The organism is Microvirga sp. GN3 (assembly GCF_055792825.1).
The window spans coordinates 1-12,646 of the sequence record NZ_JBVVAK010000037.1 but is presented as its reverse complement, the minus strand read 5'-3'; the positions used below and the strand labels follow the sequence as shown (position 1 = coordinate 12,646).

General features: G+C 62.1%; 13 protein-coding genes. 2 read left to right on the top strand and 11 right to left on the bottom strand.

Going from position 1 to position 12,646, the window contains the following annotated elements:
- Nucleotides 1–14 precede the first annotated feature (14 nt).
- The 4 genes from ACS5Q1_RS18680 to ACS5Q1_RS18665 are packed head-to-tail and all read right to left on the bottom strand — an operon-like array spanning nucleotide 15 to nucleotide 3,751.
- A complete protein-coding gene (locus ACS5Q1_RS18680; protein ID WP_473099596.1) occupies nucleotides 15–1,523 on the bottom strand; it encodes a tripartite tricarboxylate transporter permease in 1,509 nt (502 codons plus the stop codon).
- A complete protein-coding gene (locus tag ACS5Q1_RS18675) occupies nucleotides 1,523–1,987 on the bottom strand; it encodes a tripartite tricarboxylate transporter TctB family protein (protein ID WP_473099595.1) in 465 nt (154 codons plus the stop codon). Before ACS5Q1_RS18675 ends, ACS5Q1_RS18680 begins: the two co-directional genes overlap by 1 nt.
- Entirely contained in the window at nucleotides 1,987–2,946 is a 960-nt protein-coding gene (locus ACS5Q1_RS18670) for a tripartite tricarboxylate transporter substrate binding protein (protein WP_473099594.1), read from the bottom strand. The genes ACS5Q1_RS18675 and ACS5Q1_RS18670 overlap by 1 nt, the downstream gene beginning before the upstream one ends.
- Nucleotides 2,947–2,989: 43 nt before the next feature.
- Nucleotides 2,990–3,751 carry an IclR family transcriptional regulator gene (locus ACS5Q1_RS18665; RefSeq protein ID WP_473099593.1) on the bottom strand — a complete coding sequence of 254 codons (762 nt, stop codon included), beginning with the start codon at nucleotides 3,749–3,751 and terminating at the stop codon, nucleotides 2,990–2,992.
- Nucleotides 3,752–3,917: 166 nt separating this feature from the next.
- On the opposite strand from ACS5Q1_RS18665, the gene ACS5Q1_RS18660 reads away from it, so the two are divergent.
- A complete protein-coding gene (locus tag ACS5Q1_RS18660; protein ID WP_473099592.1) occupies nucleotides 3,918–4,967 on the top strand; it encodes a hydroxyacid dehydrogenase in 1,050 nt (349 codons plus the stop codon).
- Between the two features lie 84 nt (nucleotides 4,968–5,051).
- The gene (locus tag ACS5Q1_RS18655) at nucleotides 5,052–5,726 is read left to right on the top strand and encodes an RraA family protein (protein ID WP_473099591.1); all 675 of its coding nucleotides are present in this window, start codon (nucleotides 5,052–5,054) and stop codon (nucleotides 5,724–5,726) included.
- Nucleotides 5,727–5,922: 196 nt separating this feature from the next.
- Here ACS5Q1_RS18655 and ACS5Q1_RS18650 read toward each other — a convergent pair whose 3' ends face one another.
- From ACS5Q1_RS18650 to ACS5Q1_RS18620, 7 genes are all read right to left on the bottom strand, one after another.
- Nucleotides 5,923–6,717, bottom strand: a complete 795-nt coding sequence (locus tag ACS5Q1_RS18650) for an ABC transporter permease (protein WP_473099590.1) — start codon at nucleotides 6,715–6,717, stop codon at nucleotides 5,923–5,925.
- Nucleotides 6,718–6,726: 9 nt separating this feature from the next.
- Nucleotides 6,727–7,575 carry an ABC transporter permease gene (locus tag ACS5Q1_RS18645; RefSeq protein WP_473099639.1) on the bottom strand — a complete coding sequence of 283 codons (849 nt, stop codon included), beginning with the start codon at nucleotides 7,573–7,575 and terminating at the stop codon, nucleotides 6,727–6,729.
- 29 nt (nucleotides 7,576–7,604) lie between these two features.
- Complete coding sequence (locus ACS5Q1_RS18640) at nucleotides 7,605–8,723, bottom strand: ABC transporter ATP-binding protein (protein ID WP_473099589.1); 1,119 nt, start codon at nucleotides 8,721–8,723, stop codon at nucleotides 7,605–7,607.
- 38 nt (nucleotides 8,724–8,761) lie between these two features.
- Nucleotides 8,762–9,811 (bottom strand): ABC transporter substrate-binding protein, encoded by a 1,050-nt coding sequence (locus ACS5Q1_RS18635; protein WP_473099638.1) that lies wholly within the window; start codon nucleotides 9,809–9,811, stop codon nucleotides 8,762–8,764.
- A gap of 51 nt (nucleotides 9,812–9,862) precedes the next feature.
- Nucleotides 9,863–10,534: an RraA family protein gene (locus ACS5Q1_RS18630; protein WP_473099588.1), complete on the bottom strand. Its 672-nt coding sequence runs from the start codon at nucleotides 10,532–10,534 to the stop codon at nucleotides 9,863–9,865.
- 11 nt (nucleotides 10,535–10,545) lie between these two features.
- Nucleotides 10,546–11,352: a carbon-nitrogen hydrolase family protein gene (locus ACS5Q1_RS18625; protein WP_473099587.1), complete on the bottom strand. Its 807-nt coding sequence runs from the start codon at nucleotides 11,350–11,352 to the stop codon at nucleotides 10,546–10,548.
- A gap of 138 nt (nucleotides 11,353–11,490) precedes the next feature.
- Nucleotides 11,491–12,402, bottom strand: coding sequence for a LysR family transcriptional regulator (locus ACS5Q1_RS18620; protein WP_473099586.1), 912 nt, complete (start codon nucleotides 12,400–12,402; stop codon nucleotides 11,491–11,493).
- Nucleotides 12,403–12,646 lie beyond the last annotated feature (244 nt).

Sequence of the window (12,646 nt, the reverse complement as noted above, 5' to 3'; positions counted from 1 at the left end):
AACCACGAATTGTTTCAGGCCTCCTCCTCAACGAAAGCTTCCTCGCGGGTTTTGCGGATGGCTGGCACCAGGAGCAAGATGAACAAGGCCACTGACGCAATGAGGAGGGTCAGGCTGATCGGCCGCTCGATGAAGACACTCGGGCTTCCCTGCGAGATCAGCATGGCGCGTCGCAGGTTCGTCTCTAGCAGAGGTCCCAGGACGAAGCCGAGCAACAGCGGGCCGGGTTCACATTTCGCCTTGCGGAAAAGATAACCGAGGAAGCCGAAGCCGACCGCGAGAGCGACGTCGAACGCCCGGTTGCTGACGCTGTAGACGCCGACGCAGCAGAACAGGAGGATCGCCGGGTAGAGCAGGCGGTACGGCACCGTCAGAAGACGAACCCACAGGCCGATCATCGGCAGATTGATGACGAGCAGCATGAGGTTTCCGATCCACATGCTGGCGATCAGTCCCCAGAAGAGATCGGGCTGGTTCTGCATGACGGAGGGACCAGGCGTGATGCCATGGATGGTCATGGCGCCGAGCAACATCGCCATGATCGCGTTTGACGGAATGCCAAGCGTCAGCAACGGAATGAACGATGATTGGGCGCCGGCATTGTTGGCCGCCTCCGGAGCCGCCACACCTTCAACGGCACCCTTGCCGAACTGTTGCGGGTTGCGGGACATCTTCTTCTCGAAGGTGTAGGCGCTGAACGCACTGAGCGTCGCCCCGCCGCCGGGAAGAATACCGAGAAAGGTTCCAAGGCCCGTTCCCCGGAGAACCGCGGGCCAGGCTCTACGGAAGTCCTCGCGGGTCGGCCAAAGACGGGTGATCTTGGACGCGATCAGACCGCGGAGTTCCGGGGATTCGAGGTTGACGATGATCTCGGCGATCCCGAAAAGCCCGACGGCAATGACAACGAACTCGATACCGTCAAAGAGTTCCACGGCTCCGAAGGTGAGGCGCTCGGACCCGCTGTTCACGTCCGTCCCCACCCATCCGAGAAGAAGGCCGATGCAGATCATGCCGATGGCTTTGATCACCGAACCGCTGGCGAGAACCGTTGCGCACAGCAATCCGAAGACCGTCAACGAGAAATACTCCGCCGGCCCGAACGAGAGCGCAAAGCCCGCGAGAGTCGGTCCCGCAATCGCCAACCCGATGGTCGCGACGGTTCCCGCGAAGAACGAACCCAGGGCAGCGATGGCCAGGGCCGCCCCTGCCCGCCCCTGCTTGGCCATCTGGTAGCCGTCAAGTGCGGTCACCACCGATGACGCTTCGCCTGGCAGGTTCACCAGGATCGCCGTCGTCGATCCGCCATACTGCGCGCCATAGAAGATACCCGCGAGCATGATCAGCGCCGCCAGCGGCGGCAAAAAGAACGTGATCGGCAGGAGGATCGCCAGGGTTGCGGTCGGGCCGATTCCTGGCAGGACGCCAATGAGCGTACCTAACAGCGCGCCAATGAGACAAAACAGGAGATTGGTCGGGGTGACAGCCGTGCTGAACCCGAGAATGAGTGAGTCGAACAATTCCATCAGAACGGCCCCAACGGCATCTGGACGCCCAGTCCAATGATGAAAACGAGGATGCCGAAAATCGTCAGCACCACGATGGAGGCGGCGATCTCGCGAAGTCGCGTCTCAGGATCACCCAGACTGCCGATGCCGATCAGCCACGCGGCCGCGATGATGAAGCCAAGGGATCCGGCTGCGTAGGCAAAGCCCGCGACCGCGACGAGAATGATCAGGAGCGGGCGCAGCCGAACGACACCGAGAGGTTCGCCGGAGCGCAGGAGTCCCATGATTGTCACCCCGAGGCCGATCAGCAGGATCAGCGCCGAGACGATCAGCGGAAGGTAACCCGGACCCATCATGGCGGCATTGCCCATCCTCAGGTCGCGCCCGGCCCAAAGGCCGAGCGCTCCCACGACGATGAAAATCAAGCCAGCAAGAAGATCAGGTTGGTTACCTTTCCGCCCGAGTGTCGAGCGGCTGGCCATTATTGCACCCAGGGTGTCTTGTTCCAGATGTCCTGGAACGCTTGCAGGCGCTTCGGCATCTGCTGCTCCCATTCCTCGCCTGACAGATAGGCGAGCGGAAGGGCGAGCTTCTTGGCCTGTTCCTTGAACTCAGGATTGTCGACGACCTTCTTCACCGCGTCCGAGAACTTGGTGCGGATGTCGGCCGGCACGTCCCGGCGCGCGGCAAGACCACGCTCCGAGCTCATGAAGACCTCGATCCCCTGCTCCTGAGCCGTCGGGACGTCCGGCGCCTCGGGAGAGCGCTTGTCGCCAAAGTGGGCCAGCGGACGAACGCTGCTCGTGTCGCCGCTCGCGAACTCGCTGACGTTCAGGCCGCCCGTCGTGATGTGATTGCCGAGAAGTGCGGTTCTCGTTTCACCCGCGCCGGGGAACGGCACGTGCGTCAGGGACACGCCGGTTGCCGATTCCAGCAGGATCATGGCCAGGTGGTCATCGGTGCCGACGCCGGAGCTGCCGACCGACACGGACCCCGGTTTCGCCTTGGCCTGTGCAACGAGTTCCTTGAGCGATTTGATCGGGGAGTCGGCCTTCACGACGTAGGCCGTCGGATCGTCGACGATGCGCGCCACGGCCTGGATGCTCTTCGGATCATACCGCAGCTTGCGCTGCACCTGCATCGACAGGTAGCCGGGCGTGTTGATGAACGAGAAGGTGTAACCGTCCGGCTTGGCCTGGGAGAGGTAGGTATAAGCGATCTCACCCGAAGCGCCGGGCTTGTTGACGATCACGATTTTCGCGCCCAGTTCCTTCTCCAGGTACGGCTGCATCGCGCGAGCCATGACGTCGGTGCTTCCGCCCGGGGCGAACGCCACGACGATCTCGATAGGACGGTCTTTCGGCCACTCGGCGTAAGCGACCGTTGCGGTGGCGCTCACGGCGAGCGCGCCGATGCACAGCGTTTTAAGAACCTTCAGCACAGTTTCCTCTCCTTATGATCACTGCTGATCGGGTTTATTCGCCTCAGGCGCGAGCAGATGCGCGTGGCCTGCGGGTCGAATTCTGGTCCTCGGTCTTTCCGCCGAGCTGTCGTGTGAGTTCGTTGGCAATGGATCGCAGCGGCTCCAGATGGCGCGCAACAGCGGCTCCATCGAACCGTCCCGTCGGGCCCGTCACGGCAAGGACCCCGGCGAGCTGTTGGCCAATTCGGAACACTGGATAAGCGACGCTGCCGACTTGCGGATCGCGCTCGCCGAACGTTGCATAGAAGTAGTCGCCACGGATTTGATCGTAGATTTCCCCGGGCTCGCCACTGAAGGCGAGAAGCACGCGTCCGGGCGCACCGCGGCCGAGCGGAAGCAGATCGCCCGTCCGGGCATGGTGTCCAATGGATTGCGGTGAATCCACGCGGAAGAGGCAGACGCGCATGTTGCCTTCCCGAACGTAGAATGCGGCACTTTCCCCGGTCTCCTGCGCCAGGCGCCGAAGTGCTGGCTGAACGTAGTCCTCAATCCGGAAGCCGGCTTGGTAAAGGGTTCCCAATCGAGCGAGCTTCGGCCCCAGACGCCAGGTCGCATCGTCGTTGCGGACGAGGTAGCCGGCTCGAGCAAGTGACTTTGTGAAACGGAGAACAGTCGGCTTCGAAAGGCCAACCCGTCGTGCCAACTCCGCCAGACTGAGGGATCGGTCGTCAACCGTGAACGCATCGAGCACGGACAAGGCACGCTCGACTGCGATCACCCCACCCTCTTCCCGCGCTTCGATATCCAAGGCCTGCCTTGCCATGATCGTTTCACTCTGCGTAACGCCATTTCTCACTATGAAATACCGCGGAAATGTGCTTCTGTCAAAGCATGCCTTCACGCAAGAAAATTTCGTGGGGCGACTGTTATGTGTTCATCAAGCTTTTGAGGCCTGAAGACTGCGCTGCAGTTCGACGGAGAGACAGGCCGTGAAATGGGAGAAGAAAGTGCTGGTAAATCAGCCTGAGGAAGCGGCGCCGATGGTGACGGCGCAATCAGACCAGCGGCGGGCCGTGCTCGTCACAGGCTCCGCCCTCGCAGGGGAAGCTGTTGCTGCCTTGGAAGCGCATTGCCTGCAGACCTACTACTGCCCGCCCTATGCCTCATCGGACGACATTGCGAAGCTCGCGGCAGAACTTCAGATCGAGGGACTGATCGTCCGGCAGGGACAGGTCAATGAAGCAGTCATTGGCGCCTCGCCGCGTCTCAAGGTGATCGCAAAGCATGGTACTGGAGTCGACAATATCGACCTTGAGGCCGCCGCCCAGCGTGGCATCCCGGTTCTTCGGGCGCTTGGCGCCAACGCCCGTTCCGTGGCGGAGCACACCATCGCCCTGATGATCGCCTTGCTGAAGGACATCGTTCCACTGGACCGAGCGGTCAAAGGCGGTGAATGGCCCAAGGCAAGTTATGTCGGGCGTGATCTTGCAGGTGCGAAGTTAGGTCTGGTGGGCTTTGGTGCGATTGGCCAGGAAGTTGCGACGCTGTCACGCGCATTGGGAATGACCGTCACGGTCTTCGACCCATACACGCCCAAACTGCCGCAAGAAGTCAGATGTGAAACGGACCTCGACACACTCCTCGAGACATCGGACATCGTCAGTCTGCATTGTCCGCTAACGGCGGAAACGCGCCACCTCATCAATGCCGAACGTCTCGACCGAATGAAACCGAGTGCCTTTGTCGTGAACACAGCGCGTGGAGGCATCATCGACGAGGATGCGTTGGTTGAGGCCTTGCGCAGTGGCACCATCGCGGGAGCTGGGCTCGACAGCTTCGCGGAAGAGCCACCTCCAAAAGACAGCCCGCTCTGGTCACTCCCAAACATCATCGTGACGCCGCACACGGGCGGAGCGGCAAAGGGCGCCATGCGGGCCATGGCGGAAACGGCCGCGCGCCACATCATCAGCGTCTTGGACGGTGATGGCCCCGACCTCAAGAGCGTCGCGAATCCGGCGTTCCAGGCGGCCGCACGCTAGCCGAGCGGACACGCCGCGGCTCCGTCATCCCGATCTCCGCGTCGTGTTCAGAACCACACAAGATTGTGAAAGGGAGCATTTAGAGTGACCATCGGATTCAGAGTTCTACCCCGCCAGCGAAAGGTCGATGTGGAAGTTGTCCAGCAATTTCGGGAGTTGCCCGTTGCCAACGTGAGCGATGTCATGTCGCGCATGACGGCTGGCGGCACGCGGCTGCGTCCACTCCATGCCGGCGGTGTTCTCGCCGGTCCTGCACTGACCGTGAAAACCCGTCCGGGTGACAACCTCATGGTGCACAAGGCTTTGCAGATCGCAGAACCGGGCGATGTCATCGTCGTCGACGCCGGAGGCGACCTGACGAACGCCATCATCGGCGAACTCATGCTTGCCCACGCCGAGAAGATCGGCCTCGGGGGAATCGTGATCAACGGTGCAGTGCGCGATTACGGTTACATCCGCGTCGGCAAATTCCCTGTCTTCGCGGCAGGCGTGACGCATCGCGGTCCCTACAAGGACGGCCCGGGCGAAATCAACGTACCAATTGCCATTGATGGAATGGTCGTTGAACCCGGCGACCTGATCCTCGGCGACGACGATGGCCTGCTCTGCGTCCCCTTCGGCGACACGGCAACGATCTATGCAGACGCCAAGGCAAAGCAGGAGGTCGAGGCGAAAATCATGGCGGCGACCCAGGAAGGACGCGTGTCCAAGCCATGGGTGAATGAGACGTTGAAGCGACTGGGGTGCGAAGGAATCTAGAGCATCGGATCAATCCCCTAAGCAGCGCATCGTTGAGAGCGGAAAACCGGATCCACTTTTCACTGGCGAGGCCCTTCGGGTCCGCACGATGCGCTAGCCTCTGATGTCCGAACGACCGGCTGCTTCAGCCGGTCGCTCCTTTCATGCTCCCGAGTCCATTTCAAACTCGAAAATCGTGGTCTCGGGCCTCATGCTCTCACTTCACGAAGGTCTTCGACAGGCCGACCGTACGGTCGACGATCATCACCACCGCAAGGGTGAGCAGGATCAGCAGCACCGACACGCTTGCCACGAGCGGATCGGCTCGGCTCTCCACATGGTGGAACAACTCTACCGGCAGGGTGGTGAGGCGCGGCCCAGTGAGGAAGAGCGTGATGACCACTTCGTCGAAGGAGACGAGGAAGCACAGGGCCGTCGCCGCCACGATGCCGGGCGCCATCATGGGCAGCGTCACGCGTCGGAAGACTGTCAGCGGACGTCCGCCAAGTGTCGAGGCCGCTTCCTCACAGGCGAGGTTGAGGTTGCCGAGGGTCGTCGCCAGGACGCGCAGGGCATAGGGCAACGTGATCACGAGGTGGCCGATGATGAGGCCCGGGAAGGTACCGAGAAAGCCTATCGATGCGAAGACGATGAGAATGGCGAGCCCCAGCACAATGGTGGGGAGAAGCAGCGGTGCGGTGAAAAGGTTGTAGAGGAATGCCGATCCGAAGGTCCGCATCCGCACGATCACGTAAGCGGCCGGAATCGCGACCGCGAGCGAGATCACGGTCACGATCGCGCCGAGCATCAGGCTCGTCCAGAAAGCGGAGATCATCTTCGGATTGTCGGCGAGCGCTGCATACCAGCGCAGGGACCAGCTCTCGGGCGGGAATGACAGGATCTGCTCGCCACTGAAAGAGATTGGCACGACGAGGATCACGGGTGCCAGCAGGAACAGGAACAGGAGTGCCACAAGGATCTTCATGGGCACCGAGGTTTCATTCGCTTCCATGAGAGGCTCCTAGTCGATAGCGCGCAGGACGCGGGCATAGGCTCCAAGCGCGGCCCCGAAAATGATCAGAACGAGCATCGAGAGTGTCGCGGCGAGCGGCCAATTCAGGGTGACGATGGCCTGGTCATAAATCTCGGTTGCGAGCAGGAAGACCCGCCCTCCCCCGAGCAGCTTCGGGGTGATGAAGGAGGACACCGCCAGCACGAAGCAGAGAAGGCAGCCAAGAGCGATGCCGGGCAGCGTCAGGGGCAGGATCACCCGCCAGAATGTCTTGGCCGGCGGAGCGCCAAGCGTCATCGCCGCCTCCTCCACCCGCGGGTCGAGACGTCCGAAGCCGGCGAGCAGCGACAGGATCATGTAGGGCATCAGGATCTCGGTCAGGCCGATGATCACACCGGTCGTGTTGAACATCAGTCGCGGCGGCGTGAAGCCCATCGCCGCGATGGAGCTGGCGATCGGCCCCTGCTCGGAAAGAAGCGCGATCCAGCCATAGGTACGCACCACCGCGGAGGTGAGCAGCGGCGAGATGACAAGAACGGTCAGAAAGGTGCGCCACCGTCCGGAGCTGCGGTGGAGATAAAGCGCGATTGGATAGGATACGACGAGGGTCGCCAGCGTGATGCCGAGGCTCACGGTGATCGAGTTGACGATCAGCTCGACATAGAAGGAATCGCCGAAGAGCCCGGTCCAGTTGGCGAGCGTGAAGGTTTCACGCACGCCACCGCCGGTCAGGGCTTCGTTGAACGACATCCGCGCCAGGTTGAGGACCGGCAGGATGAACCCGATGGTGTTGATGATTGCGATGGGAAGGAGCAGAGCCGTCGCCGTCCCTGTCCGGCCGAGGGCCAGACGGGGCATAGTGGGAACCGTGGGGGCAGCGATTGCCGTCATGCGCCCCTCCCGAACACCATCGTGTCCTCGATACGCCAGAGCACGGCCACGGGCGTCCCGACCTTCCGGAAGCCGCGTCCATGATCGGAGGCAGCCTCGACGACGATCTCCGTACCGTCCACGTCAACATGATATTGAAGCAGGTCGCCGATGAAAGTGACACGCGTCAGGCGCCCGGCGATACGGTTCACTCCGTCGGCGGCTACATCCTCGCCGGAGCCTGCCTCGACGAGTTTCATGCGGTGCGGACGGATCATGATCTCGACCTTGCCGCCCGGTCGGCCGGGTACGCGCACGTCCATGGAGCCTATGGCGACGCGACCATCCCCGTGGGCCGTGCCCTCAAGGCGATTGGTGCGGCCGACGAAGGAGGCAACGAACGGGGTCGCCGGATGCTCGTAGACGTCGACGGGTGTTCCCACCTGTTCGAGCTTGCCGCCGCGCATGACCACGACCTTGTCGCACATGCTGAGCGCCTCGACCTGATCATGGGTGACAAAGACGGCCGTGATGCCCAGGCTTTGCTGAATGTCACGGATCTCGTTGCGCATCTCGTCACGCAGCTTGGCATCGAGATTCGACAACGGCTCGTCGAGAAGGAGGATCGAGGGGCGGATCACGAGAGCGCGGGCAAGGGCCACACGCTGCTGCTGTCCGCCCGAGAGCTCGCGTGGCTTGCGCTCGGCGAGTGCCTCGAGGCGCACCATGGCGAGCGCCTCCTTGACGCGCCGCTCGATCTCGGGCTTCGGCACGGAGCGCATCTCGAGCCCGAAGGCCACGTTCTTCGCCACGCTCATATGGGGAAACAGGGCATAGGACTGGAACACGAGCCCCATGTCGCGCCGGTAGGGCGGCATCACCGTGATGTCATGCCCACCGACCACGATGCGCCCGTCGGTCGGCTTGATGAGGCCGGCGACCATGCGCAGGGTCGTTGTCTTGCCGCAGCCGGACGGTCCAAGAAGCGCTACCAGCTCTCCCTTCGGAACCGACAGGTCGAGGGCCGCTACGGCGACGGCGTCGCAGTAGCGCTTCGAGAGTCCATCGAGGCGCAGGTGCACGTCGCGATCGTCGGATACAATCGGGCTTCCGGAACGGATTGTCTGATGCATCATGGCTTTCTCCAGCGGGCGTTCGGCTGCGGCAGGTGCGGTTAGCGGCTCAGCGGAATGACGCGGCGGCGCCATTGCTCCGTGATCGCATCGCGGATTCCGGCAACGGCGATCCAGTCGATGGCGATCATCCTGTCCATCGAGCCGGCGGCCGTGCGGGCCAGTGCCTCCTTGGAGATCTTCTCCTGCGCCTTGGTGTTGGTCGGCGCGTAGAACATCGCTTCCGTGAACGCCGCCTGGGCCTCAGGCTTGAGCGCATAATCGATGAATGTCTTCGCGGCGTCGCCCGCGGGCGCATTCTTCACCAGATTGATCGTGTTGATCTGGAAGCCGCTGCCCTCCTGCGGCAGGACCACGCCGAGCTTGCCGCCGGACGTGTCCGCATAGACCTGAGCGCGAGCGTTCCAGCCGATACCGAGAGCCGCCTGGCCGTTGGCGATGGGCGTGTAGACGTCGGGCTTCGGATCCCAGGTCTGTACGTTGGGAGCGACTTCGCCGAGCTTCTTGATGCCGGCATCGACGGATTTCTTATAGTCCTCCTGACCGGCCATCTTGTTGGCGATGATCGTAAGCGTCGTGCCCTGGATGTCGGGTACCGCCGGGATCGTGACCTTGCCGGCATATTGCTTGTCCCAGAGAGCGTTCCAGGAGGTGGGCTGCGTCTTGACCTGATCCTTGTTGTAGAGAAGGACGAGATTGTCGAAGGTCACCGCGACACCGCCGACGCCCTCGATGCGGGCGGTCGGATATAGGTCGGCAATGTTTTTCGAAACGCTCTCGTCGATCTTGTCGAACAGGCCCTCGTCGGTGGCCGCCTTCGAAACGGACACGTCCATGATCATGACGTCGATCTGCGGCGCGGCCTTCTGAGCGCGGAGCGTACCGAGCATCTGGGCCGAATTCGGCATGCCGTAGAATTGAACCTTGATGTCCGGATGAGCCTTCATGAACGGCTCGATGACCGCCTTGGTGTAATGATCCTGGAAGATGCCGCTATAGGCAGCGAGCGTCACCGTCTTCGTCTGGGCCAGGACGGGCGTACCGGCGACAAAAGCCATCGCCGACACACCGACCAGAATACGCAGCTTCATCATCGTCTTTGTTTCCCTCTGATTTTTGACTGCTCTTCCCGAACCGGCGCGTCAGGCGACGCGCCGGGCCTTCTCTTCCACGAGACGCGTCGCGCCGGAGATGTCCGGCAGCTTCTCGCCGTTGCGAAGCCGCTCCAGCAGCTTGATCTCGGCTTCCTGCATGCCGATCGCCCGCTCGGCGACGGCCTTCGCCTCGGCCGGGTCGAGGACGATCACGCCGCTCTCGTCGGCCAGGATCGCATCACCCGGCTCGATCACCTGGCCGCCGACCGTCACGGGCACGTTGATGGCGCCCTCGAGGCCGAGGATCTTGGTGGTGATCGGCGACGGGCCGCGGCACCACATGGGCATCTCGACTCGGCGGATTTCCGAGAAGTCGGTGGCCGGGCCATCGACGATGCCCGCCTTGACGCCCGCGATCTTCATGGAATGCGTGATGACGCCGCCCCAGCAAGCATGCTTGTTGTCGCCGCAGCGATCCACCACCACGATGTCGCCCGGACGCACGAGCTTGGTAAGGTAATGCAGGATCGTGCTGTCCGCATGCGGCAGCCGCACGGTGACGGCGGTGCCAGCGACGCGTTTCTCGGGCAGGACCGCACGAAGCTCGCGGTCGACGAAGCCCGAGTGGAGGAAGTGCCCGACGGTCGCGGTCTCGACTTTCTCCAGCAGATCGACGAGCTCGGGCGAGATCTGCTTCGGCATGGGATTGACGGTGAACATGCGCACTCTCCTCAGGCCAGAACGTGATGCTGAGCCACGGGCACATTGCGGCGCACGTGCTCGATATAGTCGAGATCGAGGCGTGCACTGGTGGTCGCGACCTTGTCGGAGCACTGGGCGACCATGTGTCCCCAGGGATCGATCACCATGGAATGGCCCCAGCACCACTTCTTGCCATCAGCATGCGAGAGCACCTGTCCGACCGCGAGGAAGTAGGTCTGCGTCTCGATGGCGCGGGCGCGGGCCAATGCCTCCCAATGGTCCTTGCCGGTCATGAGCGTGAAGGCGGCGGGCAGCACGATCACGTCGGCGCCTGCATCGCGCAGCTTACGGAAGAGCTCGGGGAAGCGGATGTCGTAGCAGATGGCACAGCCGACGGTGACGTCTCCGACCTTGTAGGTCACGACGTCCTGGCCGCGACTGATCGTATCCGACTCGCGGTAGCTCATGCCGCCCGGGATATCGACATCGAAGAGGTGGATCTTGCGGTAGCGAGCAAGCTCTTTCCCGTTGGGGCCGAATACCAGGGTGGTGTTGTAATGGTTGTTGCCCTCGCGCTCGACGACGCTGCCGGCGTGGATGGTCACCCGATGCTTGGCGGCAAGGCCCGACATGAGCTTGTAGGACTCGCCGTCGGGGAAGAACTCGCCATTGCCGTGGATGTTGTCCCGCCCCTCGCCGAGATAGGCATAGTACTCGGGAAGGACGATGAGATCCGGCGCCTCCTCGGCTACCGCCTTCTCGATCATCGCAGCGGCGGTTTTCAGATTCTCCGCCTTGTTGTTCTGGGAATTCATCTGAATTAGACTGACTTTCACGTCACGGCCTCCTTTGAACCTATGGCCAAATGTGAGCGTGCCGTGCTCGCCGGGACAAACGCGAAATACTTTTCCTGGAGCCTAAGTTTTCCTTGTTCGGCACCGCACAAACGGTGTGCTGTACCGTTCATCATCAGCCTACCAGGACGCTCCGTCGGTCTGCGCCAATGAGAAACTGTGGGCGACGTCCTGCGCCATTTGCGCCATCACGGCCGAAATCAGGTTATCCGGATGGTCGGAATAGACTGCGTGGAAGCCGAGCGGCGGAAAGGCTGGCGTCACATCGAGCGCTACCAGCTTTCCGCTCGCGAGCTGCTCCCGCACGATCACGGTTGGCAGTGGCGTTATACCGATGCCGTCCTGCGCCAGCCGGATGATGGTGGCGAGGGAATTGGAATTGTATATCGTCGGATCCTCGATCCCTGCATCGGCGAGCTGCCGCAGAATGCGGTGGTGAGGCACGCTGTCCTTGGAATAGGCCAGGATGGGATGGTCCGCGACCTCCGCCAGGGACAGTGGCTTGTTGGGAAGGCCAAGCTTCGGGCTAGCAAGCCAAGTGCACGCGAAGGTGCATAAATCGAGATTGATGATTTCGGGGGCGATCACCGGCCCCATGATGAGTGCAAGGTCGATACGTCGTTCGGCAACCTCACGGGCGAGATCAAGACTCGTGTCGGTATTGAGATCGATGGCGACGCTCGGATAGCGCGCCCGGATGCGCTCGATGAACTGCGGCAGCCAAGCATGAACGATGGAGTCGATCGTACCGATCTTGATCGATCCACGCAGGCTACCGGGATCGCTGACGGCCTCCCGGAACTCGTTGGCGACCCGCACCAGTTCCTCGGCCTTCGGCACAGCCTGCTGCCCTAAGGGGGTGAGGCGGACGCAGCGGACATCACGCTCGAAAAGACGGATCCCTAGGTCCCGCTCCAGGGTCGCAATACGGTTCGAAATTGCCGCTTGTGTGGTGTGAAGCCTCTCGGCTGCTGCGCTAAAGCTACCCAGCCTCGCGACCCAGAGAAACGTCTCGACGAAGCGTAGGTTCATTGCCGAACAGCCTTTTGGTACGAAACTTCCTCCTTAGAGGCTAAAGGCACCCCTGCAAGCGATGCAAGTCATCGATACGTCTGAGAAGCACGGTGACCATCAGACGAGATGTGGTCAGCCGATGGTACAGTCGTTTGGTTTGTTCTTGGGCCTGTTTTGTCGCCCATGGCGGCGGCAAGATCGCCGCATGCCTGATCCCACCCTGAGGACAAGACCATGCGGATGATCCCACGAACGAGCTTCA